This window comes from Thiocystis violascens DSM 198 (assembly GCF_000227745.2).
Lineage (GTDB): Bacteria > Pseudomonadota > Gammaproteobacteria > Chromatiales > Chromatiaceae > Chromatium > Chromatium violascens.
The window spans coordinates 1,010,952-1,033,583 of the sequence record NC_018012.1 but is presented as its reverse complement, the minus strand read 5'-3'; the positions used below and the strand labels follow the sequence as shown (position 1 = coordinate 1,033,583).

Here is a 22,632-nt window from a genome sequence, read left to right as displayed (position 1 = left end):
GACGGTTATCGATGTATGCCAACCTGTCCGAACACTCGCAAAGCGGCCTATCACGATGTGACGCAGTTTAAGCGGGACAGAAGAATCTCGATCAATCCCGGATGACTGCCGACCAGCGGCGAGGGATGGACCCTGAAGCCAGCATGCTCGGACTCGACGCGGCCAATGATTTCGGCGATATCGCCCCCTGGACCGGCGTGGCGTCCGGCGGACAGAAAGAGCATGGCGAGGATGACGGGGGTGGAACGATCCATGTTGGCCAGCGCGCGCAGCAGATCCTCCAGCAGCGGTCCGTTGAAATCGTAATCCGCTCCCGCGCGTCGCTCCATCACCGCTTCCTCGACCTTGACCCTTAGCCCCAGCCGCCGCGCCAGACGCTCGCTCAGCCAGCGGCGCACGGCGGTGACCTCCGGGATGGGCGACCCGTGATCGACCAACACGACCCGCGTGGCCGGGCGCCCCGCGACGAGTGCGGTCTGTTCGACATGCTCGGCCAGGATCTCGGTCAGACGCGGTTCGCCGTCGGGCAGCGGACAGAGTTCGGGGGCGATCCGCAGCCGAAAGGGGCCGAAGGCGTCGGTCAGGGCGGCGGCGGTGTCCGGCACGAATTGGGTCAGGGCGCGACTCGGACCGAAAAACAGTGGCACCAGGACGAAGTCGCGCGCACCCTGGGCGAGCAGGCGATGCAACGCGGGCGCGAAGGTATCCGCCGGGCGATCGTCCAGCCGGTCGGCGGGAATCTGGTCGGAGTGCAGCAGCGACACCGGAAGGACCGGCTCGCCGGCACGCTCGGCCAGCCGCGCGGCGAGTCGACGCAGGTTCAGCGTGGACTCCGCGCGTCGGGAACCGTTATCGATCAGCAGAATGGTACGCATGCGCTAGCCTGGCGGATTGGCGGGTGGCTTCGTGGCCGTTTGGACTGGCGTCCAGCGTCCCAGGTCAAGCGTGACCGCCACCTGCGCCGGGGGCTTGCGCTTGCTGTCCGGGCGGGTGGCGATCCAGAGCGCGACCGCGCCGAGAATGGCCGCGACCGCGACGCCCGCCACCCAGCCGGGTCGAACTAGCGCGAACCAGATCAGATAACTGCCCGCCATGCCGCCGACGGCGGCGGTCTTGCCGGTCCGGCAGATCTCGCCGTGTTCGAGAAAACCGCGAATGGAAGCGCCAAAATGCGGATGATCGACCAGAAAGCGTACCCGTTGCGGGTGGCTGCGCAGCCACAGCCAGGCGGCGCAGATCCAGAAGACCGTGGTCGGCATGAGCGGGACGACCATGCCGACGAAACCGAGGCCGAAACACAGCCAGGCCAGGAGATTGTAGATCAGGCGCCGGCGTGGGCCGATAGGGGCGTTCGCGTGAGGTTTGGCTGGCGCTGTGCCGTGCATTCGGGTGGCTCTCCGGGGGCGAGTGTCTGCTCTCTGATCCCAAGAAACCCGCCGGCGCGGCACCCCGCAGAAGAACGGGGAGCGTCGCCAAACCGTGGCTTGCGACCGAAGGGCCTGGGATCGCGTGGAAATCGCGAGGATTTCGAGACGGCCACTATAGCGAGTTTAAACCGCGTCCGGTATGGCAGGTGTCTTTTCGCAATGCGCGGTCGGATATTGGGGTGGTATGCAGGTCGGCAATACGGGGGCAAGCGCGCGGTAGGAGCCCGCTTGCGGGCGACAACACCAGGAACGCGGCGACGATCGCCGCTTGCAAGTCGCCCGCGGTCTACGAATCGCCAGCAAGCAGACTCCTACTGACTGTTGGAGCGATGAACCCCGTGATCGGCCAGCCATTGCGTATCGAGTTCCCAGTCCACGCTGGTCACGCCCGGCTGCCCCAGCATCAGTCCCATCGCAAGCTTCTGATGGTCGATGAGATCCTGCTGGGCGGCGATCATGGCAGGGTCGTCCTGGCTTTTGCCGGCAACTTTTGGGTTGATAATCTCCAGGAAGCGGATCGCCGGGACATCGAACGAGCGTGGCGTGGAAATGACGGCAATGCCGTCCTTGAAGGCGCGTACTCTGAATTGATACGGATAGGTCGAGAGGCTCGGATGGGAGGTCAGGATCTCGTCAAGTTCCCAGACCTTCGGCTGCCAGACGGATTTGACCCAGAATCCCAAGGCCAAGAGGATGACGAGGCCAAGTACGATACTATAATTTCGTGTAAAACGGTCCATGCGCGATGTCTCGGTTGCGATGTTGAGGATGCCACGCTCGCGTGGAATGCATGTCTTGCGCCTAGCATTGCCCGAGCGATGGGTTAAAACCCATGAAGATTGTCAATTTATCGGCCGATGGAGTCAATTTGGAGCCATGCAGCACAAAGATAGACAGTTGCTCTTTTCCAGCATGGTCGGGCTGATCGAGGATGTCTACGGCTCGGCCGCCCGCTGTCAGCTCGATGCCGCGCTACGCGAGCGTTTGACGACCCAACTCGACGATTTTCTGCTGGAATCGCAACCGGTGCTTCGGACCGAGGTGACGATTCTGATCGCTGACCTGCGCGGTTTCACGGCCCTGATGGAGTCGTTTCCAACGCACATCATGGTCGAGGTGCTGAATCGCTTCTACGGATTGATGGCCCAGGTGATCGAGCGGCACGGCGGGGTCATCGACAAGTTCATGGGGGACTCGGTCATGGCGCTGTTTGGCGCCCCGGTGCGCCGCGCCGACGATTTGCTGCGCGCGCTTGCCTGCGCCGTGGAGATGCAGATGGGCATGGCCGAGATGAATCGGCGCAGCGAGGGGCGCGGCGAACCGAGTCTTTACGCGGGGATCGGAGTTAGCACCGGAGACGTGATGGCCGGCAGTTTCGGATCCCGGGTCTACAGCGAATACACGGTGATTGGCGATCCCGTCAATCTCGCCGCGCGCATCGAAGGGTACAGCCTCCGCGGCCAGGTTCTGATCAGCGAGACCAGTTATCGGGGCGCGCGGGGCCATATCGACGTGGGCGCCGTCAACGAGGTGATGGTGAAGGGGAAGTCGAACCCGGTCACGCTCTATGAGCTAAAGGGCGTGACCTATCCGATCCCGCTTGCCGTTCCGGAAATCGAAATCCGCAAGTCGCCGCGGATCATGGTCGATTTTCCAGTGGTGTTTCGCAAAGTGGAAGCGAAACGCATCCTCGCCGAGCGCTTTGTCGGCAAGGTCAACGATCTTGGCTATTACGGCCTGAGTGCCGATCTTCCGCTGATTCTGCCACCCTATTCGGAGGTTCTCATGTCCTTGACACCCGAACTTGGCGCGGAAAATACGGTGGAAGTCTACGCCAGGGTACTGCGCTCGAGCGGGAACCCAGGTTCCTATCGCACCAATCTGCAATTCACGGCGATCGACACGCCCGGACATCGTAAGGTCAAACAATATGTTGACCAGATGCTGTGGGGACCATGAATATCCCAGTGAGCCAATCTGGATCCTTGGGACATGGGCGCGCAGCGAAGCGAGGCGGATGTCCACCGATGAAATCGGTGGTCAGCGGGCGCGATAGACGATGCGTCCCTTGGTCAGGTCGTAGGGCGTGAGTTCAACGGTGACCTTGTCGCCGGTGAGGATGCGGATGTAGTGCTTGCGCATCTTGCCGGAGATATGGGCGGTCACGGTATGGCCGTTTTCCAGCTCAACCCTGAATACGGTATTGGGCAGGGTCTCGGTGACCGTGCCTTCCATCTGAATAACGTCGTCTTTTGACATGGGTGTGTGTTTTTCCAGGCGAGCAACTTGGTTCTTAAAGCTTCGGAATAATAGCACATCCACAAGATTGGAACGGTGGCTGGGTGATCGGCAATTCTCATTTTGCCGTAGGAGCCCGCTTGCGGGCGACTTCTGGGCCTGGATCTGCGGGCTTGGTTCCGGGCGACGGGGTTTGGCGGACCCAAAAGTCGATTGACAAACCATGTCGCCCGCAAGCGGACTCCTGCGATGGCGGATGACGCCTAAATGAGAACCGCTGAGCGGTGATTTTCGATCAAGAATCCATCGCTTGTCCGTGCGCCCAAAATTCCTGAACCTGCCGCTGAATTTACCCTGGATCCAGTGCGGCCGATCGCTCGAAACGCATCCAGCGACGTCCGTTCCATGTCTCGATCGGGCGAAAACGCTCCTTATAGGCCATTTTCTGGCTTTTTTCGATCCAATAGCCGAGATAGAGAGACTGCAGGCCAAGCCGCCGCGCTGTCTCGATCTGACACAGCACGGCGAAGGTGCCCGGCGCGCGCCTGGCGTGGTCTGGGTCGAACAGCGTGTAAACGGCGGAGAGTCCGCTGTCGAGCCAATCCGTGACAGCGACGCCCACCAGTTGTCCGTCAAGCCGCAATTCGATGAACCGCGTAGCGCCACCCCAAGGCTCGACCAGAAAACGCCGATAACTCTCCTCGCTGGCATCGTCCGCCATGCTGCCGTCGGGATGACGCCGTTCCAGATAGCGTCGGTAAAGGTTGAAATGTTCGGGGTTGAAGGTTGCGGGGGTATCGACGAGCACGAAATCCAGGGCGTTGCGTTTCCAGTTGCGCCGCTGGGAGCGGTCTGGTCGAAATGCCTCCACGGGAATGCGAACAGGAACGCAGGCCGAGCAGCCCCGGCAAGCGGGACGGTAGATGTGAGAGCCACTGCGCCGAAATCCCTGGTCGATCAATACTTGATAGGTGGCATTGTCGATGCGGGCGCTCGGATCGACGAAGAGAGTGCGGGCTTGCCGACCCTCCAGATAGGAACAGGGGTGCTCGGCGGTCATATAAAGGGCGAGATAGCGGCCTCGGTTTGGATTGGTTTCCTGACTCATGGCGCCTCGGCACGCGCTGGCGTGGGATTGGGCAATGCTGGGCGATCAGGAACCTGAACGACGCCATCGTCCCAATTGAAGTCGCGTCCGGGAAGCGGGCAGAACCGATCCAGCAGGCCAATGAAATCGGCGCGCGGCATTTCGACGGCGCCCATGCGCATCAGGTGGTCGGTTCGCATCTGGCAGTCGACGAGGCCGAAGTTCCAGCTTTCAAGCTGTTGGCAGAGATGCACCAGCGCGACCTTGGATGCATCCGTGACGCGGCTGAACATGGATTCGCCGAAGAAGGCGCGCCCGATGGCGACGCCGTAAAGCCCGCCGACCAAGTCCTGGCCCTGCCAGACTTCCACCGAATGCGCTAGCCCTCGCGCATGCAACGCCTCATAGGCGGCGATCATCTCGGGGATCAGCCAGGTGCCGCCGTGGGGCTCGCGGGGCGCCGCGCAGCCACGAATCACACAAGGAAAGGCGCGGTCGAGCGTGACGACGAAGGGTTGTCGACGCAGCCGTTTCGCCAGGCTGCGCGAGATCCGCAACTGTTTTGGAAACAAGATCGTACGCGGATCGGGGGACCACCAGAGAATGGGGTCGCCAGGGTTGAACCAGGGGAAGATCCCGCGCCGGTAGGCATTCTGGAGTCGCGCCGGGGTCAGATCGCCGCCGACCGCCAGCAGACCATTGGGTTCGCGGAGGGCTTGAGCGATATCGGGAAACGCGTTCCGATCCTGGGGGTCGAGTAAGGCGATCATCGGTTGCGATAGGGGCTGTGGGTGTGCATGTCCGCCAGATAATCGTCCATTTCGCGGGTCTCCTGGTCGAGAAAATGGGAGATGGCGGCGCGGAATCCGGGATCGGCGATCCAATGGGCGGACCAGGTCGGCGTGGGCAAAAAGCCTCGGCTGATTTTATGTTCGCCTTGGGCGCCCGGTTCGAAGCGCGCCAGTCCGCAGTCGATGCAGTATTCCAGTCCCTGATAGTAACACGCCTCGAAATGCAGGCTATGGAAGTCCTGAAAGCAGCCCCAGTGGCGGCCATAGAGCGAACGACTGCCGATCAGATTGAACGCGGCGGCGACGATATTCCCGCCATGCTCGGCCAGAACGAGCAGCAGATTTTGACCCATGGTCTCGCCGATGTCCTGAAAGAACGGGAGCGTCAGGGTCGGGATGCCGCCGCGTTTGTCGAAGGTGTCGCGGTAAAGCTGGTGGAAGATCGCCCATTCGGCCTCGGTGACCGCGTCCCCGGTCACTCGACGGAGTCGCACGCCGCTGTCCGCCACGCGGCGACGCTCGCGGTGGATCTTTTTCCGCTTCTCCGCCGTGAAGGCGCCGAGCAACGACTCGAAAGAATCGTATCCGCGATTGTGCCAATGGAATTGGCAGCCAACCCGCCGCATCAACCCCTGATCTTCCAGCCAGTCGGTCTCGTCGGCGGCGGTAAAGAGCCAGTGCAGCGAGGACACGTCCAGCTGCTCGGCCACCCGCACCGCGCCCTGAATGAGCGCCTGGGCATACGCGCGACGCTCGGGCGCGGCACCGGTCAACAGCCGCGAACCGGTCGCGGGGGTGTACGGCGAGGCCACGACAAGTTTTGGGTAATAGTACCGTCCATGACGCTGGTAGGCATCGGCCCAAGCCCAGTCGAAGACGAATTCGCCATAGGAATTGAACTTCAGATAACAGGGCGTGACCGCCAGCAGCCGGCCGTCCTGATCGCGCAGGGCCAGGTGATGGGGCAGCCAGCCGAACTTCTCGCCGACGCCGTCGTGACGCTCCAGTGCGGCGAGAAACTCATGCCGCAGAAAAGGGGTGTCGGGATCGACGAGACGATTCCATTGCTCGGCGGAAATCTCCACGATGGCGGAATGGGTTGTGACCTTGTACATCGCGGCGGTGTCAGTTGACTGAAGGGCAGGGGCAAGGTTGTCAGTCGGTACATTGCGACGCGATCGAGTGACTCAAGGGGCAAGGGGCAAGGGGCAAGGTTGTGTTTGTTTGCGTGGCGGCCGTACCAATTTAATTTTTGACGATTTACGGAAAAAGATTTTCCGATCCGGGCCTCGGCGCGTGAAGCCGTTCATGGTTCGAGGGCCTCACCACGAACGGCTTCAGGGATACCAAAGATCCCATAGTTAATGCCCTTGCCCCTTAAACCCCGCCAACCGCCATGGCATCCAGAAATTTCTCGGCGTCCAGGGCCGCCATGCAGCCGGTGCCGGCGGACGTAATGGCCTGACGGTAAATGGGGTCCATCACATCGCCAGCGGCGAAAACGCCGGGCACCGAGGTTGCGGTCGCGTTGCCCCGGGTGCCGCTCTGGACCTTGATATATCCGCCCGCCATGTCGACCTGGCCCTCGAAGATCTGGGTGTTCGGTTTGTGGCCGATGGCGATGAAGACGCCCTGCAGGTCGATATCCCGGGTCGTCCCGTCCAGCGTGCTTTTGATGCGGATCCCGGTCACGCCGGTCGCGTCGCCCAAGATTTCGTCGAGCGTCTGGTTCCAGGCGAGCTTGATGTTGCCCTTGTCGGCTTTTTCGAGGAGTTGCCGCTGGAGAATCTTCTCGGCTCGCAGCGCGTCGCGGCGGTGCACCAGGGTGACCTCGGAGGCGATATTCGAGAGGTATAGCGCCTCTTCGACTGCGGTGTTTCCGCCGCCGATGACGGCGACTTTCTGGTTGCGGTAGAAAAAGCCGTCGCAGGTGGCACAGGCGGAGACGCCGCGTCCGCGGAATGTCTCCTCGGAGGGAAGGCCGAGATACATGGCACTGGCGCCGGTCGCGACGATCAGTGCGTCGCAGGTATAGACCGCCGCATCGCCGGTGAGACGGAAGGGCCGCTCGGCGAGATCGACCGCGTTGATGTGATCGAACAGGATCTCGGTCCCGAACCGCTCGGCATGCCGGCGCATCCGCTCCATGAGTTCAGGCCCCTGCACGCCATCCGGATCGCCGGCCCAGTTGTCGACCTCGGTGGTGGTCATCAACTGGCCGCCCTGCTCCAGGCCGGTGACCAGGACCGGGTTGAGATTGGCGCGGGCCGCGTAGACCGCGGCGGTATAGCCGGCGGGGCCCGATCCCAGGATCAGTAGCCGGCAGTGTTTGGTTTCGCTCATGCAATGGACTCCGAATATCGCGTGGCGGGCGGTGGCCTGTTGTCGCGGACACCCGGCGTCAAAAGCGATCGTCGCGGTGCCGCGCGCCTGCCTGATTTGAAGGCAGCCACTGTACTGGCTGGCGGAAATGACGTAAAGCAGCGCGCTGCCCGGCGCTTCGGAAAGGATTTGACTGGAGGCATTGACAGATACCGTCATCGCGGACTAAAACTACAAATACAAAAGATTGCGACATGAATCGAGTGTGATTTATGAAGATGTGTCTTGCGCGAAGCACGAGATTGTGGATCGGGATTCTGGTTCTGGCGAGCCTATCGGGCTGTGCATCGAGGGGGGGCGACAGGGATTTGAGCGGGCGTCGTGGCGAGGTGGTGCTGGCCGGATTGTCGCAGATCGGCACCCCCTACGTTTACGGGGGATCCTCGCCCGCCTCGGGCTTCGATTGTAGCGGCCTGACCCAATACGCACATCACGTCGCCGGCGTTGCGATCCCGCGCGTCGCCGTGGAACAGCATCGGGCGTCGAAGCCAGTCAGGCTGGGGCGTCCCGGTCCGGGCGATATGGTCTTTTTCAGGACGGGACCGGGCGTCTACCATGTCGGGTTGATGGTGGACAGTGATCGCTTCGTGCATGCCTCGACTTCTCGCCATCGGGTGCAACTGGCCCGCTTGGATACGCCTTACTGGACCGCGCGCTACCTTGGCGCGGGCACCTATCTCAACTGAGGTCGACGCCGAATCTTCGGGCTTGCGGCTCGCCTTTTTCGGTTTCCTGTAGCACAATGCCGGTCGGCTTCCGGCGACGATGCCGGGAGTGACGAGATCACTACAACCGTACCTAACTGAGTAGGAGTGACATCAATGTCCGATAAGCCAATCAGCAAGAGCCGTCGCGACGCCGTCAAAGTGATGCTGGGTACCGCCGCGGCCATCCCCATGATCAACCTGGTCGGTTTCGGCACCGCGCGCGCTTCCGCGCCCGCGAACGCGGTCGCCGCCGATGACCCGACCGCGGTTGCCCTGAAGTACAATCAGGACGCCACCAAGTCCGAGCGTGTCGCCGCCGCCCGTCCTGGCGCCCCGGCCGAAGAGCAGCACTGCGCGACCTGCCAGTTCATGCTGGCCGACCAGGGCGAAGGCGACTGGAAAGGCTGTTCGCTCTTCCCCGGCAAGCTGATCAACGTTAATGGCTGGTGTTCTTCCTGGACCCTGAAGGCCGGTTGATCCTGAGCGACTCGCTCCTCCAGGCGAGATCGAAGACGGGGCCGAGTGCCCCGTTTTTCATTGGTTCATTCTGGTTTTGCAGGTAGGGTTCGACCGGTTTATCTGGCCGGAAACCGGTTTTTGCGTGATACGTTTTTCAAACTCAAGTCTATGGCTATTTCTTACGAACCCCCGAATCCTGGCAGTCCGGCCGCTTCAGTGAGCCTGGACCTCCCCCGCCCGAGCGCGGCTTCCCGGTTGCGGCTTGCCTTTATCCGCGGAATCATCTGGAGCCTGCATGGGATGATCTATGCGCCTCTTTTCACGGGGCTCTCGGAATTATTGAAAGGTTTGGGTTTTGGCGGATTCACCTATGTGATCGCCGCCGCAGTGACGGGCGCGGTCACCGCAGTCCTCTACGGTGCGCGCGAGATCTCACTCATCAGTTCCGCGATCGGTGCTGGCGTCGGGGTCATTCTGTTGATTGTGTTGACCGGACCGTCAGCCTTCGTATACACGGCGCTGGGCGCCGCCGTCATCGCGGCGGCTGTCGGTCTGCTCGTGCGCTTTCCCACGCGCTGCTCCATGAACGTCGCCTCCAAGGCATTGGCTGGGTTGGCCGCCGGGGCGATCGGGGGAACGGTGCTCGCGATTGCGGAGCCCTTCCATGCGGCGCCTTTCTCGCTTTTTGTCGTTCTGGCCTTTCTGGTGAGTATCAATGGCGTGCTGTACGTTGCGAGCGTCAGGCGGTGGGTGGCATTGACACATCGGTTTTGTCAGGCATCCTTTCCCTGCAATCTGGCCGAGGCCGCGATCATGGCGGTTCTCGCCAGCGTTGCCGCGGGCAGCGTCTGGATGGTGAGCGGTCCGCTGACGAATATCGATCCTGGGCTGTGGTGGCAGACCGCCAGTCTTGGCATGCATCAGCAGATTCCGCAAGCGGTTCTGGGGGGGCTGTTTGGCGGCGGCATCGCTGGAATTTTGCTCCAGCTCTTTCAGTTTTCCTGGGTTGACGACCTCTGATTCAAGCCGCGTCCAGCACCAAAGACGACGTTTCAAACACTTCCTAACCTTGCGGTCACCCGCGACGATTGGCGGGACGCGGTTTCATGAACAAAAAAAGCAAATCCAGTCGACGCTGGCTCGACCGTCATCACAGCGATCCCTATGTCAAGCGTTCTCAGCGCGAGGGCTATCGTTCCCGTGCCGCCTATAAGCTGCTGGAGATTCAGGAGAAGGATCGGATCCTGACGCCGGGAACGCGGGTGCTCGACCTGGGGGCCGCGCCGGGCAGTTGGTCGCAGATCGCAAGCCGTCTGGTCGGTCCGAAAGGGCAGGTGATCGCGCTCGATCTGCTGCCGATGGAGGCGCTTGATGGCGTGGTGTTTTTGCAGGGCGATTTCCGCGAGGATTCGGTCCTGTCGCAACTGCGCGAGGCGATCGGCGCGGAACCGCTCGACCTGGTGCTTTCGGATATGGCCCCCAATATCACGGGAACCGTCGTCACCGATCAATCGCGTGTCGTCTATCTGCTGGAACTGGCATTGGATCTGGCGCGAGAGTGCCTGAAACCGGGCGGCTCACTGGTGGTCAAAGCCTTCCAAGGCGAAGGCTTCGATGCCTATCTGCTCGAACTGCGTCGGAGTTTCCACCGGGTTGCAAGTCGCAAGCCGCAATCGTCCAGAGCGCAGAGTCGCGAAATCTATCTGGTCGCGAAAGGTTTTATGGCGAAAAACTTTCATCCGTGAGCCGTCGGTGCTAGTTTCCACCGTATGAATTCGGCACGCTTGCACCGATACACAACCATCAGGGGTCAGATGCCGTGAGTGACATGGCGAAAAATTTACTGCTTTGGGTGGTCATCGCCATCGTGCTGATGTCCGTGTTCAATAATTTCACCACCACGCAATCGGTCCCCCGCAATCTGAATTATTCGGATTTCATCGAGCATGTGAAGGCCTGCTCGGTCAAGGAAGTCACCATTCAAGGTCGGCGTATCGAAGGCGTCAATGCCTCCGGTCAGCGCTTCACGACCTATAGCCCTGGCGACGACGGGCTGGTCGGCGATCTGCTGAACAACAATGTCGTCATCAAGGCCGCGCCGCCCGAGAAGCAGTCGGTGCTGATGCAGCTTCTGATCAACTGGTTCCCGTTGCTCATCCTGATCGGCATCTGGATTATTTTCATGCGCCAGATGCAGGGCGGGGCGGGCGGGCGAGGCGCCATGTCCTTCGGCAAAAGCCGGGCGCGACTGCTCTCCGAGGATCAGGTGAAGGTCACCTTTCAGGATGTGGCCGGCGCCGAGGAGGCCAAGGAGGAGGTCGTCGAGATGGTCGACTTCCTGCGCGATCCGACCAAGTTCCAGAAGCTCGGCGGCAAGATCCCCAAGGGCGTGCTGATGGTCGGCCCGCCGGGAACCGGCAAAACCCTGCTGGCGCGCGCCATCGCCGGCGAGGCGAAGGTACCCTTTTTCAACATTTCAGGCTCCGACTTTGTGGAGATGTTCGTCGGCGTGGGCGCCTCGCGCGTTCGCGACATGTTCGAGCAGGCCAAGAAGCACGCGCCCTGCATCATCTTCATCGACGAGATCGACGCGGTCGGGCGTCACCGTGGCGCCGGTCTGGGCGGCGGACACGACGAGCGCGAGCAGACGCTGAACCAGTTGCTGGTGGAGATGGACGGCTTCGAGGGCAACGAGGGCGTGATCGTGATCGCGGCGACCAACCGCCCCGACGTGCTCGATCCGGCCCTGCTGCGTCCCGGTCGTTTCGACCGTCAGGTGGTGGTGCCCTTGCCCGATGTGCGCGGTCGCGAGCAGATTCTGAAGGTCCACATGCGCAAGATTCCGGCCGCCGAGGATGTCAAGGCGTCGATCCTGGCACGCGGCACGCCGGGATTTTCCGGCGCGGATCTCGCGAACCTCATCAACGAGGCGGCGCTCTTCGCGGCACGTTCCAACAAGAAGCTGGTCGAGATGGACGACCTTGAGAAGGCCAAGGACAAGATCATGATGGGCGCGGAACGCCGCTCCATGGTCATGACCGAGGACGAAAAACGGCTCACCGCCGTTCACGAGTCCGGCCATGCCATCGTCGGTCGTCTGGTGCCGGATCACGATCCGGTGCACAAGGTCAGCATCATCCCGCGCGGCCGCGCCTTGGGCGTGACGCTCTTCCTGCCCGAGGAGGATCGTTTCAGCTACAGCAAGCAGCGTCTGGAGAGCAATATTTCCAGCCTCTTCGGCGGGCGTCTGGCGGAAGAACTGGTCTACGGCGTCGAGAGCGTCACCACGGGCGCGCAGAACGACATCCATCGCGCCACCGAAATCGCGCGCAACATGGTGACCAAGTGGGGCTTGTCGGACAAACTGGGTCCGCTCACCTACAGCGACGAGCAACAGGAAGTCTTTCTTGGGCATTCGGTCACGCAGCACAAGAGCGTTTCGGACGAGACCACGCATCTGATCGACGAGGAAATCCGTCATCTGGTCGAGCGCAACTACGAGCGCGCGAGGACGATCCTCATCGAGAACATGGACAAACTCCACGCCATGGTGGGCGCGCTCATGAAGTACGAGACCATCGACGCGGCGCAGATCGACGACATCATGGAAGGCCGCACGCCGCGTCCGCCCAAGGATTGGGAGGATGACGAACCGGCGCGTCCGGCCGAGCGTCATGGCGGAGCCTCGGGGGTCGCCAGCGCGATGGCGGAAGGACCGGTTGGTCGGCCGGCGGAGGAACATTGAGCCCATGCGTCACTATTTCGGCACCGATGGCATTCGCGGGCGAGTCGGCGAGGGCTATATCACCCCGGATTTCGTTTTAAAGCTGGGCTGGGCCGCCGGGCGCGTGCTCGGGAACGGACGCGGCAAGATCCTGATCGGCAAGGACACCCGGATCTCCGGCTACATGTTCGAGTCGGCCCTGGAGGCAGGGCTTGTGGCCGCGGGCGTGAGCATCCGGCTGCTCGGACCCATGACGACCCCCGGCGTGGCCTATCTGACCCGGACCTTTCGGGCTTCCGCCGGCATCGTGATCACCGCCTCGCACAATCCCTATCAGGATAACGGAATCAAATTCTTCTCGGCCGACGGCGATAAGTTGCCCGACGAGGTCGAACTGGCCATCGAGGCCGAGCTCGACAAACCGCTGCGCACCGTCGCTTCGAGCGAACTGGGCAAAGTCCAGCGGGTGGAGGACGCGAACGGACGCTATATCGAGTTCTGCAAGGGCACGATTCCAGCGTCAATGAACTTCCGCGATTATAAAATTGTCGTCGATTGCGCCAACGGAGCGACCTATAACACCGCCCCGCACGTCTTCGAGGAGCTTGGCGCCCAAGTCGTGCGTCTCGGCACCGAACCCGATGGATTCAACATCAACCGCGAGGTGGGTTCCACCAAACCCGAGGCACTGTGCAGGGCCGTGGTCGAGCAAGGGGCCACTTTGGGGATCGCCTTCGATGGGGACGGCGATCGCGTTCTGATGTGCGATTCCAGGGGTCATCTGCTCGATGGCGACCAGCTCATCTATATCATCGCCAAGTCCCGGAAGATGGCGGGGACCATGCGCGGCGAGGTCGTGGGAACCCTGATGAGCAATCTCGGGTTCGAGCATGCCCTGACGCGCCTGGACATCGGTTTCGCGCGGACCAGGGTCGGCGACCGTTACATCATGGAACAGCTTAAACTCACGGATGGCATCCTCGGCGGCGAACCTTCCGGGCACATCATCTGCCGCGACCGCACCAGTACCGGGGATGGCATCGTGGCGGCGCTCCAGGTGCTCGCCGCGCTCCAGCGACTCGACGCCGGCATTGACGAACTGTGCGCCGAGGTCGAACTCTATCCGCAAGTCCTGCTCAACGTTCGGCTCGACGAGCGCCGCGACATCGTTGGACTGCCCGCGATTCAGGATGCTCTCGCCACCGCCGAACGCGAACTCGCCGGACGCGGCCGGGTACTGCTGCGCCCTTCCGGCACCGAACCGCTGGTGCGGGTCATGGTCGAGGGCGTGGACGACGAGCAGGTGAGCCGCCTTGCCGAGTGGTTGGCCAATGCCGTGCGCGAACAGATCGCTCTCTAGCGGGAGATTCAGGTGACAGCGACGACCTCCATCCATGGCATGTGGTCGACCCGGATGGCGTTCATTCTGGCCGCCACCGGTTCCGCGGTCGGACTGGGCAATATCTGGCGATTTCCCTACACCGCCGGCGAGTATGGCGGGGGTGCCTTTGTCCTGGTTTATCTGATCTGCGTGGCCGCGATCGGTATCCCGATCATGATGGCCGAGATCATGCTGGGCCGGCGCGGGCGTCAGAGCCCGATCAACACCATGCGCCTGCTGGCCACCCAAGAGGGCCGTAGCCCCGCCTGGCAACTGTTGGGCTGGATGGGCATCGTCGCCGGATTTCTCATCCTCTCGTTCTACAGCGTGGTTGCCGGCTGGACCATGGCCTATGTCTTTCGCGCGGCTGGCGGCGCCTTCGCGGGCGTGGATGCCGAGACGGTCAGCCTGATGTTCGGTCAATTCATTGCCGATCCCGAGGCGCTACTCGCCTGGCACAGCATCTTCATGGTGATGTCGGTTGCGGTCGTGGCGCGCGGCGTGGCGAACGGACTGGAGAGTTCGGTGCGTTTCATGATGCCGGCGCTGTTCCTGCTGCTGGTCGCGATGGTTGGCTATGCGATGACCTCCGGGCATTTCGTGGAGGGCGCCACGTATCTCTTCCGGCCGGACTTCAGCAAGTTGGGGACCGAAGGCATCCTGAGCGCCATGGGCCAGGCGTTTTTCAGCCTGAGCCTCGGCATGGGCGCCATCATGGTCTACGGCTCCTATCTGAACAGCCGTTCCTCGATCGCCACCAGCGTCGTGATCATCGCCGGAACCGATACCCTGGTCGCCATCCTTGCCGGACTGGCGATCTTTCCGCTCGTCTTCGCCAATGACCTAGCGCCTCAATTGGGTTCCGGCATGGTCTTCAAGGTGTTGCCGATCGCCTTCGGTCAGATGCCGGGCGGGCAATTCTTCGGCACCCTGTTCTTCCTGCTACTGGTGTTTGCCGCCTGGACCTCGGCGATCTCTCTGCTGGAGCCAATGGTTGCCTGGCTGGTCGAAAACCGTGGTTTCAGTCGGGTGCGCGCCGCGATGCTGGCAGGCGTAGCGGTCTGGTTGCTCGGCATCGCCTCGCTGCTCTCCCTGAACCTCTGGTCGGACCTGACGCTGTTCGGCTTGGGCTTCATGGATCTGTGCGAATTCGTCGCGGCCAATGTGATGCTGCCGCTCGGAGGCGTGCTGATCGCCATCTTTGCCGGCTGGATGCTGGCAAGGTCTTCCTCCATCGACGAGCTTCGCTTGGGCGACGGGGTCGGCTATCGCCTGTGGTGGTTGCTGATCCGCTATGTCGCCCCGATTGCCGTGGCCATCGTTTTATTGAATGCCGTCGGTCTTTTGAAGCTGATTGGTTTGGGGTAGTCGTGGCTATCGTTAGAAAAAGTGCCTTGGTGCCGCACTCGGCATCGCAGATGTTCGATCTCGTGTATGACGTGGGATCCTATCCGAAGTTTTTGCCCTGGTGTCAGAGCACCCAGGTGATTTCCGAAACCGAGGACAGGATCTGCGGGCGGATCGAGGTGGCTCGGATGGGGATTCATCAGACCTTCAGCACCTGCAATCGGTTCGAGCGGGATCGACGCATGGATATCGATCTGCTCGATGGCCCCTTCCGCAAACTGGTGGGCGGTTGGAATTTCATTCCGCTACGCGAGGATGCCTCGAAGGTGGAACTGGAACTGGACTTCGAGTTTTCGGGACGCCTGATCGACAAGGCGTTCGGGGCCGTTTTCAGCCAGATCGCCAACTCGCTGGTGGATGCCTTCTGCAAACGCGCCGACGAGGTCTATGGGGACTGATTACCTCCATGTTTCCGTGGCCTATGTCGGGGAAGACGATCAGATTCTGCGTCATCTCGACGTTCGGGTCGGTGTGCGGGTGCGGGAGGCGATCGAGCAATCCGGAGTGCTGGCGCGGTTTCCCGACATCGATCTGGACAGCAACAAGGTCGGGATCTTCGGCAGGCAGGTCAAACTCGACCGACTCCTGGAAGATGGCGATCGGGTCGAAATCTACCGTCCCTTGATCGCCGATCCGAAGGAAGCGCGCAGGCGACGCGCCCAGGAAGATCGACTGACTCATCCATGACGCGGAGCGGTTCGGGCGATGCCTGACCAATCCGGCAACGTCGCATGTCCATGCGGACGGGGATTACTCCTTGGGTTCGAGTCCAATGGTTTGCAAACTCCTTGTCAATAGACCTTTCCGCTCCTGGTGATCTGGAACCGACACCACGATTTCCCGTGGTTCGCGCGACTCGCCTCGCTTGGCATTAGGCCGGATGTCTCCCTCGATACGCGTGAGCGCATCGTCCTGGAAATGCAGCGTGAGAAAACGCTTTTCCATGGGCTGATGGCCGCGTTTGATGGTGTAGGCATAATCCCAGCGATCGCCGTGGAAAAAGTCCGCCAGCAGCGGGGTGCCGAGCAGAAAACTCACCTGACGCCGGGTCATGCCAAGCTCCAGGCTGTCGACCATCTCCTCGGTGAGGATATTGCCCTGCTGGACCGTCATCTTATAGACGAATGGCAGGTCTTCCAGGAGTGACGCACGGTACTCGTCTGGTTTCCGTTCACTCGCGCAACCGGAGGCGGCGAGCAGAACCAGACAGCCGATCATGGGTAAACTGAAAATCTTTCGCATCTTGCTCTAAGGATGAGTTTGCGCTAAACCGCTTCATCATACAGCAGCGTCGACTCCCGATCACGGGGCGCGTATGTCAATCAAGGTTCGATTCGACCGATCCTGGTCGTTCTAGCGCATGACGGGGAATAGAATTGGAAAATCAGCAGATCAAACAGGCCGGCCTCAAGGTCACGGCGCCACGGGTCAAGATTCTGGGAATTCTCGAACGCAGCGGAAAGCGGCATCTAAGAGCCGAGGATGTCTACAAGGAACTCCTGAGCCAGAACGAGGAGATCGGATTGGCGACCGTTTATCGCGTCCTGACTCAGTTCGAAGGCGCGGGGCTGGTGGTCCGCCGCCATTTCGAAGGCGGACAATCGGTCTTCGAGCTCAACAGCGGCAGTCATCACGATCATCTTGTTTGCATCAAATGCGGCAAGATCGTGGAATTCGTCGATCCTCTGATCGAGGCTCGGCAGATCGCGATTGCGGCCGAGCATGGTTTTCGGATCGAGGATCACACGCTGGTCGTCTATGGTCTCTGCACCGGGTGCCAGAATGCGCGCTGAGCCAGGTTGAAGCAGGGTCGCGGAACGCGTATGACCATCCCCCTGAAGCCTCTGCCGATCTTGGGACTTGCCAGCGCGGCGGTGGCGGCCTGGTGGTACAGCGCGCAACCGCAGCCGATCGCGGTGCGGTTGCAATCGGTTGCGATCGAAGCCGTGGAAGAGATTGTGGCCAACACCCGGGCAGGCACCGTCAGTGCCTGTCGTCGGGCCCGGCTCGCGCCTGGCGCGGGCGGCCAGATCGCCCGCCTGAAGGTCAAGGAAGGGGACCGGGTCCATGGCGGTCAGCTTCTGCTGGAACTCTGGAACCAGGATCTTCGGGCGCGGGCGACGCTCGCGGAGCGCGAGTCGGAGGCGGATACCGCGCGCGCCCGCGCGATCTGCTTGAACGCCGACAACGCCCAACGGGAGGCGGACCGTCAGCGCCAGCTTCAGGAGCGACGCATGGCCTCCGAGGAAGAAGTGGACCGGGCCGTCACCGCCGCCGCGGCCGGCAAGGCTAACTGCGAGGCGGCCCGTGCCACCGCGCGGGTCGGCGATGCCCGGCTCGGCGTGGCCCGGGCGGAACTGGAGCGTACCCGGCTCCTGGCCCCCTTCGATGGGATTGTCGCCGAGGTTTCCGGGGAACTGAACGAATACGTCACGCCCTCTCCGCCCGGCATCCCCACCCCTCCGGCCGTCGACCTGATCGACGATGCCTGTTACTACATCTCGGCCCCTATCGACGAGGTCGACGCCTCCAGTGTACGTGTCGGTCAAGGCGTTCGAGTGACCCTGGATGCCTTTGGCGAGCGTGTCTTTCCAGGTCGGGTGCGGCGGATCGCACCCTATGTTCTGGACCAGGAGAAGCAGTCTCGCACCGTCGAGGTGGAGGTGGAACTCGACGAACCGCCCGTCGACAGCCCGCTGCTGGCTGGCTACAGCGCGGATGTCGAGATCGTGCTGGAGCGGCGCGAGTCGGTCCTGGCAATCCCGACTGCCGCCATCCGGGCGGGTCAGCCGCCGAGCGTTCTGGTGCTGACGGCCAGCGGCCGGATCGAGGCACGCGAGCTCGGGATTGGGCTGAGCAACTGGGAGCGGACGCAGGTGATCGCCGGGCTGGAGGAGGGCGAGCGGATCGTCCTGTCCCTGGATCGGGAAGGCGTCGAACCGGGCGCGTTGGCGGTGGACGAGTCATCGCCCCCAGCCGCCGGCTCCGGGGCGTCCGGGCCATGATCGCGCTCGCCGGTTTGCAGCGGATCTTTCAGGTCGGCGACCAGCGAGTACACGCCCTGCGCGGTCTGACCCTGGATCTGGAGCCCGGCGATTATGTGGCGATCATGGGGCCATCGGGCTCCGGCAAGACCACGCTGCTTAATCTCCTGGGGCTGCTGGACCATCCGGACGCTGGCAGCTATCGGTTCGACGGCGTTGAGACCACGACGCTGAACGAAGAGGCGCGCGCGCGGCTGCGCCGGGAAAAGATCGGATTCGTCTTTCAATCCTTCCACCTGATCCCCCGACTGACGGCCTTCGCCAATGTCGAACTGCCACTCGTGCTCGCCGGTCTCGCGCCGCGCGAACGCCGTCCGCGGGTGGAAAAGATCCTCGACGCACTGGGACTCGCGCCGCGCGCCGGCCATCGTCCCGATCAGCTCTCCGGCGGTCAGCGTCAGCGGGTCGCCATCGCGCGCGCCACGGTCATGGAGCCCAGCCTGATCCTGGCCGACGAGCCGACCGGCAATCTCGACCGCGCCTCGGGCGAGGAGGTGATCCAGATCCTGGAGGCACTGAACGACAAGGGTCTGATTCTGGTGCTGGTCACCCATGATCCGGCCCTCGGTGCCCGCGCCCGCCGGCGTATCCAGATGGTCGATGGCGCGGTGGTGGCGGATGAAACGGCCGCCGGGTCATGCGCCTGAGCGACACCCTGGACAGCGCCCGCCGCGCGCTGTTCGCCGCTCCCAGCCGCGCTGGGCTGACCCTGCTCGCGATGGCGCTGGGAACCTCGGCGGTGCTGATCCTGTCGTCGGTGGGCGAGGGCGCGCGGCGCTATGTGCTGGATCAGTTCACCGGGCTTGGTACGCATCTCCTGATCGTCATTCCGGGGCGTAGCGAGACCACCGGCGGGCCGCCGCCCCTGATGGGCGAGACGCCGCGCGATCTGACCTTGGAGGATGCCGTGGCCTTGCTGCGCTCGCGTTCCATCGCGCGGATTGCGCCGGTGACGATCGGCATGGCGCCAGTGTCGGTGGGGAGCCTGGAGCGGGAGGTCACCATCCTTGGCTCCACCAGCGATTTTCTCGCGGTGCGCAACCTGGAGATGGCGGTGGGGCGTTTCCTGCCCGAGGGCGATGCGGCGCGGGCGCGACCGGTCGCGGTGCTGGGCGAGACCCTTGCCCACGAACTCTTTGGTAAGGTCAATCCGGTGGGGCGCACAGTTCGGATCGGCGATCGGCGCTTCCGGGTCATCGGTCTGCTGGCCGGGGGCGGCGTCTCGCTGGGCGACGATCTGGGCGATCTGGCGGTGATTCCGGTCGCCTCCGCCCAGGCGCTGTTCGACAATCCGGCCCTCTTCCGCATCCTGGTCCAGGCCAGCGGGCGTCATGCCCTGGACGCCGCCGCCACGGACATCCGCGACATCGTCCGCGCGCGTCACGAGGGCGAGGACGATGTCACCGTGATCACTCAGGATGCGTTGCTCGGCACCTTCGATCGCATCCTTGGCGCGCTCACCCTGGCGGTGACGGGAATCGCCGCCATCAGCCTGACGGTGGCCGGGGTGCTGATCATGAACGTGATGCTGGTTGCGGTCTCGCAGCGCACCGAGGAGATCGGTCTGCTCAAGGCATTGGGCGCTGGCGAGCGTCAGGTGATGGGACTCTTTCTCACCGAGGCGCTGCTCCTGGCTGGCGCCGGAACCCTCCTGGGGCTAATGCTGGCCCAAGGCGGCATCTGGCTCTTCAACGACCGTTTCGAGGCGTTTCAACTCGTGGTTCCTCCCTGGGCCACGCCGGCGACAACGGGCGTTGCGTTGACGGCCGGGCTGATCTTCGGCTGGCTGCCGGCTCGGCGGGCGGCGCGACTGGATCCCATCGTGGCACTGTCGGGACGTTGAAACGAGCCATGCGTGTCCCCGATCTGACCGCCTACACAGTCGCCGCCGTCCGTGCTCGGCGCGGGCGTAGTCTCTTGACGGTGATCGGGATCGCCATCGGCGTGGCGGCGGTGGTGCTGCTGACCGCCATCGGCGAGGGCATCCACCGTTTCGTGCTGGCCGAATTCACCCAGTTCGGCACCAATCTGATCGCCGTCACCCCCGGCAAGACCAGTACCTTCGGGCTCTCGGGCGCCATGATCTCAAGCGTGCGTCCATTGAGCCGAGAGGATGCCCGTGCGCTGGAGCAGGTGCCGGACGTGGAGGCCGTGGTGCCGGTCGTGCAGGGCAACGCGGCGGTGGAGTTTGGCGGGACGAGTCGTCGCGCTCTGGTGTTCGGCGCCGGACATCGGGTACCGGAGATTTGGTCCATGGCCCCGGCGCTCGGGCGTTTTTTACCGGATGATTCCGATCGCTCACGCGCCTTCGCGGTGCTCGGCTCGACGCTCAACCGGGAACTCTTTGGCGGCGCTTCGCCGCTTGGTGCGCGGATCCGCGTCGGCGGCGAGCCCTTCCGGGTCATCGGCGTCATGGCCTCCAAGGGCCAGATGCTCGGGTTCGACCTCGATGACACGGTGTTCATTCCGGTGGAGCGGGCGCTTGCGCTCTTCAACCGCGAGAGCCTGATGGAGATCGACCTGCTCTACAACCGCCAGGCCGAGAGCGCCGCGGTCGCCGAGCGGGTGCGCAGCCTGATGGCGCGTCGCCACAGCCGCGAGGACTTCACCGTGACCACTCAGGATCAGATGCTCGATGTCCTGGGCTCGGTGCTGGACGTGCTCACCCTGGTGGTCGGGGCCTTCGGGGCCATCTCGCTGGTCGTCGGTGGGGTCGGGATTCTGACCGTCATGACTATCGCGGTCCAGGAGCGCCGCCGCGAGATCGGGCTGCTGCGCGCGCTGGGGGCCTCCCGCGATCAGATCCTCGCCCTCTTTCTGCTCGAAGCGGTGCTGCTCGCCCTGCTGGGCGGTGCCATCGGTTTTCTGGCGGGGGCTGGCGGGGCCTGGCTGATCGGCGTTCTGGTGCCGGCTCTCCCGACCCACACCGCCTGGGATTTCGTGATCCTCGCCGAGGTCACCGCCGGACTGATCGGACTGGCCGCCGGCGTGGTTCCGGCGCTGCGCGCCGCCGCGCTGGATCCGGTCGCCGCCTTGCGGGACGAGTAGGAGGTCGCGAGCGATGGATTCTTGGTGCGTGGGAGGGGGACGAAGGCGGGCTGACAGTGAAGGCGATTTTCGGGAAATCCTCAGACTCGGAGCGTGAAGCCGTTCGTGGTTCGACCCTTCGACGGGCTCAGGACTCACCACGAACGGCTTCAGGCAGGGGCGAGTGCTTTCGCCACGAACGGCTTGGATCAGGGCAGACTGATCCGGGTCATGATTCCATCCTTCAGGCGCCAATGCTTGAGTCCGGCGGCAGTGTGCACCAGCACCAATCCGAGCACGACCAATCCGCCGATGCCGTGATAGAAAAACAGGGTTGCGCCCAACTCCTTATTTTCGCCAATGATTCCCGGCAGGGTCAGGTCGAAGAACTGGATGGGATAACCCGAGGCCGCGGTCGCGAGCCAGCCGCCGATCGGCAATCCAATCAACAACGCATAGAGCAGCAGGTGGATGCCGCCGCCAACCATACGCTCGACGCCACTGAGCGGCGGGTCATGGGGCGGCGCCGGCGAGACGCGCCGCAGCGCGATGCGCGCAATCATCAGCAGGAGCAGCAGGATGCCGAAGGTCTTGTGGATTTTGTACAGCATGTTGGTCAGTTCCTCGCCGAACAGACCCACGGTGCCTTCATAGCCCAGGCTCCAGAAGGTGAATCCGGCGGCAAGCAGGCCAAAGACCATCAGGGCAATCAGCCAGTGAAGCAGCCGTTGCAGTAAGGTATAGCGTTGAATCGTCAAGGTTGTCTCCTCGTGAAATAATGAACAGGGTCACGTGATGGCAGAGATCGGCTCGTCAGCGAACCGGCGCAACATGATAAACGGAACGTCGAGGATCATCCTCCTCCTGAATCTTAAAACAATCTCCCGAGGGCTTGCGTCGGTTTTCGACGTTGGGCCTGATGGTTCTCGAAGGGAAGGCGTAAGTTGGCCAGGGATGA

The 22,632-nt window shown here is 62.8% G+C and carries 25 protein-coding genes; 15 read left to right on the top strand and 10 right to left on the bottom strand.

Annotated features, from left to right (window positions below; translation table 11 throughout):
- Positions 1-50 precede the first annotated feature (50 nt).
- The 3 genes from THIVI_RS04645 to THIVI_RS04635 all read right to left on the bottom strand — a co-directional run bounded on the left by THIVI_RS04645 (position 51) and on the right by THIVI_RS04635 (position 2,167).
- Positions 51-875, bottom strand: a complete 825-nt coding sequence (locus tag THIVI_RS04645) for a sirohydrochlorin chelatase (RefSeq protein WP_014777473.1) — start codon at positions 873-875, stop codon at positions 51-53.
- Between the two features lie 3 nt (positions 876-878).
- Positions 879-1,385: a YbaN family protein gene (locus THIVI_RS04640; RefSeq protein WP_014777472.1), complete on the bottom strand. Its 507-nt coding sequence runs from the start codon at positions 1,383-1,385 to the stop codon at positions 879-881.
- Positions 1,386-1,738: 353 nt separating this feature from the next.
- Positions 1,739-2,167, bottom strand: coding sequence for a hypothetical protein (locus THIVI_RS04635; protein WP_014777471.1), 429 nt, complete (start codon positions 2,165-2,167; stop codon positions 1,739-1,741).
- 136 nt (positions 2,168-2,303) lie between these two features.
- Here THIVI_RS04635 and THIVI_RS04630 point away from each other — a divergent pair, with 136 nt between their 5' ends.
- Positions 2,304-3,386, top strand: coding sequence for an adenylate/guanylate cyclase domain-containing protein (locus THIVI_RS04630; protein ID WP_014777470.1), 1,083 nt, complete (start codon positions 2,304-2,306; stop codon positions 3,384-3,386).
- 81 nt (positions 3,387-3,467) lie between these two features.
- On the opposite strand, the gene infA is transcribed toward THIVI_RS04630, so the two are convergent.
- From infA to trxB, 5 genes are all read right to left on the bottom strand, one after another.
- Entirely contained in the window at positions 3,468-3,686 is a 219-nt protein-coding gene (gene infA, locus THIVI_RS04625; RefSeq protein WP_007193303.1) for a translation initiation factor IF-1, read from the bottom strand.
- 328 nt (positions 3,687-4,014) lie between these two features.
- Positions 4,015-4,773: an arginyltransferase gene (locus THIVI_RS04620; protein WP_014777469.1), complete on the bottom strand. Its 759-nt coding sequence runs from the start codon at positions 4,771-4,773 to the stop codon at positions 4,015-4,017.
- Entirely contained in the window at positions 4,770-5,522 is a 753-nt protein-coding gene (gene aat, locus THIVI_RS04615; protein ID WP_014777468.1) for a leucyl/phenylalanyl-tRNA--protein transferase, read from the bottom strand. The genes THIVI_RS04620 and aat overlap by 4 nt, the downstream gene beginning before the upstream one ends.
- Entirely contained in the window at positions 5,519-6,658 is a 1,140-nt protein-coding gene (locus tag THIVI_RS04610) for a GNAT family N-acetyltransferase (RefSeq protein ID WP_014777467.1), read from the bottom strand. Before THIVI_RS04610 ends, aat begins: the two co-directional genes overlap by 4 nt.
- Positions 6,659-6,920: 262 nt before the next feature.
- On the bottom strand, positions 6,921-7,886 hold the full coding sequence (gene trxB / locus THIVI_RS04605) for a thioredoxin-disulfide reductase (protein WP_014777466.1): 966 nt from the start codon (positions 7,884-7,886) through the stop codon (positions 6,921-6,923).
- Positions 7,887-8,233: 347 nt separating this feature from the next.
- Here trxB and THIVI_RS04600 point away from each other — a divergent pair, with 347 nt between their 5' ends.
- The 9 genes from THIVI_RS04600 to THIVI_RS04560 all read left to right on the top strand — a co-directional run bounded on the left by THIVI_RS04600 (position 8,234) and on the right by THIVI_RS04560 (position 16,290).
- Entirely contained in the window at positions 8,234-8,611 is a 378-nt protein-coding gene (locus THIVI_RS04600) for a C40 family peptidase (protein WP_041446831.1), read from the top strand.
- Between the two features lie 135 nt (positions 8,612-8,746).
- Positions 8,747-9,109: a high-potential iron-sulfur protein gene (locus THIVI_RS04595; protein ID WP_014777464.1), complete on the top strand. Its 363-nt coding sequence runs from the start codon at positions 8,747-8,749 to the stop codon at positions 9,107-9,109.
- Positions 9,110-9,154: 45 nt separating this feature from the next.
- A complete protein-coding gene (locus tag THIVI_RS04590; protein ID WP_245537376.1) occupies positions 9,155-10,111 on the top strand; it encodes a hypothetical protein in 957 nt (318 codons plus the stop codon).
- Between the two features lie 86 nt (positions 10,112-10,197).
- The gene (rlmE, locus tag THIVI_RS04585) at positions 10,198-10,836 is read left to right on the top strand and encodes a 23S rRNA (uridine(2552)-2'-O)-methyltransferase RlmE (RefSeq protein WP_014777462.1); all 639 of its coding nucleotides are present in this window, start codon (positions 10,198-10,200) and stop codon (positions 10,834-10,836) included.
- A gap of 83 nt (positions 10,837-10,919) precedes the next feature.
- On the top strand, positions 10,920-12,836 hold the full coding sequence (gene ftsH / locus THIVI_RS04580; RefSeq protein ID WP_014777461.1) for an ATP-dependent zinc metalloprotease FtsH: 1,917 nt from the start codon (positions 10,920-10,922) through the stop codon (positions 12,834-12,836).
- A gap of 4 nt (positions 12,837-12,840) precedes the next feature.
- Positions 12,841-14,175, top strand: a complete 1,335-nt coding sequence (gene glmM, locus THIVI_RS24225; protein ID WP_014777460.1) for a phosphoglucosamine mutase — start codon at positions 12,841-12,843, stop codon at positions 14,173-14,175.
- A gap of 12 nt (positions 14,176-14,187) precedes the next feature.
- Positions 14,188-15,564: a sodium-dependent transporter gene (locus THIVI_RS24220; protein ID WP_014777459.1), complete on the top strand. Its 1,377-nt coding sequence runs from the start codon at positions 14,188-14,190 to the stop codon at positions 15,562-15,564.
- Positions 15,565-15,566: 2 nt separating this feature from the next.
- Positions 15,567-16,001 (top strand): type II toxin-antitoxin system RatA family toxin, encoded by a 435-nt coding sequence (locus THIVI_RS04565; protein ID WP_014777458.1) that lies wholly within the window; start codon positions 15,567-15,569, stop codon positions 15,999-16,001.
- Entirely contained in the window at positions 15,991-16,290 is a 300-nt protein-coding gene (locus THIVI_RS04560) for an RnfH family protein (protein WP_014777457.1), read from the top strand. Before THIVI_RS04565 ends, THIVI_RS04560 begins: the two co-directional genes overlap by 11 nt.
- A gap of 63 nt (positions 16,291-16,353) precedes the next feature.
- On the opposite strand, the gene THIVI_RS04555 is transcribed toward THIVI_RS04560, so the two are convergent.
- Entirely contained in the window at positions 16,354-16,845 is a 492-nt protein-coding gene (locus tag THIVI_RS04555) for an outer membrane protein assembly factor BamE (protein ID WP_041446829.1), read from the bottom strand.
- A gap of 134 nt (positions 16,846-16,979) precedes the next feature.
- Between THIVI_RS04555 and fur the strand changes: the two genes are divergently transcribed.
- The 5 genes from fur to THIVI_RS04530 are packed head-to-tail and all read left to right on the top strand — an operon-like array spanning position 16,980 to position 21,695.
- Complete coding sequence (gene fur, locus THIVI_RS04550) at positions 16,980-17,396, top strand: ferric iron uptake transcriptional regulator (RefSeq protein ID WP_014777455.1); 417 nt, start codon at positions 16,980-16,982, stop codon at positions 17,394-17,396.
- A 30-nt stretch (positions 17,397-17,426) separates the two neighbouring features.
- Complete coding sequence (locus tag THIVI_RS04545; protein ID WP_014777454.1) at positions 17,427-18,608, top strand: efflux RND transporter periplasmic adaptor subunit; 1,182 nt, start codon at positions 17,427-17,429, stop codon at positions 18,606-18,608.
- On the top strand, positions 18,605-19,294 hold the full coding sequence (locus tag THIVI_RS04540) for an ABC transporter ATP-binding protein (RefSeq protein ID WP_014777453.1): 690 nt from the start codon (positions 18,605-18,607) through the stop codon (positions 19,292-19,294). The genes THIVI_RS04545 and THIVI_RS04540 overlap by 4 nt, the downstream gene beginning before the upstream one ends.
- Complete coding sequence (locus THIVI_RS04535) at positions 19,285-20,490, top strand: ABC transporter permease (protein ID WP_014777452.1); 1,206 nt, start codon at positions 19,285-19,287, stop codon at positions 20,488-20,490. Before THIVI_RS04540 ends, THIVI_RS04535 begins: the two co-directional genes overlap by 10 nt.
- An 8-nt stretch (positions 20,491-20,498) precedes the next feature.
- A complete protein-coding gene (locus THIVI_RS04530; protein ID WP_014777451.1) occupies positions 20,499-21,695 on the top strand; it encodes an ABC transporter permease in 1,197 nt (398 codons plus the stop codon).
- 188 nt (positions 21,696-21,883) lie between these two features.
- Here THIVI_RS04530 and THIVI_RS04525 read toward each other — a convergent pair whose 3' ends face one another.
- Positions 21,884-22,432 (bottom strand): cytochrome b, encoded by a 549-nt coding sequence (locus THIVI_RS04525; protein WP_014777450.1) that lies wholly within the window; start codon positions 22,430-22,432, stop codon positions 21,884-21,886.
- Between the last annotated feature and the right edge of the window lie 200 nt (positions 22,433-22,632).

What these genes read in the sequence shown, in the direction of transcription:
- THIVI_RS04645 (WP_014777473.1), bottom strand. Translation starts at nt 875, where the DNA reads ATGCGTACCATTCTGCTGATCGATAACGGTTCCCGACGCGCGGAGTCC.
- THIVI_RS04640 (WP_014777472.1), bottom strand. Translation starts at nt 1,385, where the DNA reads ATGCACGGCACAGCGCCAGCCAAACCTCACGCGAACGCCCCTATCGGC.
- THIVI_RS04635 (WP_014777471.1), bottom strand. Translation starts at nt 2,167, where the DNA reads ATGGACCGTTTTACACGAAATTATAGTATCGTACTTGGCCTCGTCATC.
- THIVI_RS04630 (WP_014777470.1), top strand. Translation starts at nt 2,304, where the DNA reads ATGCAGCACAAAGATAGACAGTTGCTCTTTTCCAGCATGGTCGGGCTG.
- infA (WP_007193303.1), bottom strand. Translation starts at nt 3,686, where the DNA reads ATGTCAAAAGACGACGTTATTCAGATGGAAGGCACGGTCACCGAGACC.
- THIVI_RS04620 (WP_014777469.1), bottom strand. Translation starts at nt 4,773, where the DNA reads ATGAGTCAGGAAACCAATCCAAACCGAGGCCGCTATCTCGCCCTTTAT.
- aat (WP_014777468.1), bottom strand. Translation starts at nt 5,522, where the DNA reads ATGATCGCCTTACTCGACCCCCAGGATCGGAACGCGTTTCCCGATATC.
- THIVI_RS04610 (WP_014777467.1), bottom strand. Translation starts at nt 6,658, where the DNA reads ATGTACAAGGTCACAACCCATTCCGCCATCGTGGAGATTTCCGCCGAG.
- trxB (WP_014777466.1), bottom strand. Translation starts at nt 7,886, where the DNA reads ATGAGCGAAACCAAACACTGCCGGCTACTGATCCTGGGATCGGGCCCC.
- THIVI_RS04595 (WP_014777464.1), top strand. Translation starts at nt 8,747, where the DNA reads ATGTCCGATAAGCCAATCAGCAAGAGCCGTCGCGACGCCGTCAAAGTG.
- rlmE (WP_014777462.1), top strand. Translation starts at nt 10,198, where the DNA reads ATGAACAAAAAAAGCAAATCCAGTCGACGCTGGCTCGACCGTCATCAC.
- ftsH (WP_014777461.1), top strand. Translation starts at nt 10,920, where the DNA reads ATGGCGAAAAATTTACTGCTTTGGGTGGTCATCGCCATCGTGCTGATG.
- glmM (WP_014777460.1), top strand. Translation starts at nt 12,841, where the DNA reads ATGCGTCACTATTTCGGCACCGATGGCATTCGCGGGCGAGTCGGCGAG.
- THIVI_RS04560 (WP_014777457.1), top strand. Translation starts at nt 15,991, where the DNA reads ATGGGGACTGATTACCTCCATGTTTCCGTGGCCTATGTCGGGGAAGAC.
- THIVI_RS04555 (WP_041446829.1), bottom strand. Translation starts at nt 16,845, where the DNA reads ATGCGAAAGATTTTCAGTTTACCCATGATCGGCTGTCTGGTTCTGCTC.
- THIVI_RS04545 (WP_014777454.1), top strand. Translation starts at nt 17,427, where the DNA reads ATGACCATCCCCCTGAAGCCTCTGCCGATCTTGGGACTTGCCAGCGCG.
- THIVI_RS04540 (WP_014777453.1), top strand. Translation starts at nt 18,605, where the DNA reads ATGATCGCGCTCGCCGGTTTGCAGCGGATCTTTCAGGTCGGCGACCAG.
- THIVI_RS04535 (WP_014777452.1), top strand. Translation starts at nt 19,285, where the DNA reads ATGCGCCTGAGCGACACCCTGGACAGCGCCCGCCGCGCGCTGTTCGCC.
- THIVI_RS04530 (WP_014777451.1), top strand. Translation starts at nt 20,499, where the DNA reads ATGCGTGTCCCCGATCTGACCGCCTACACAGTCGCCGCCGTCCGTGCT.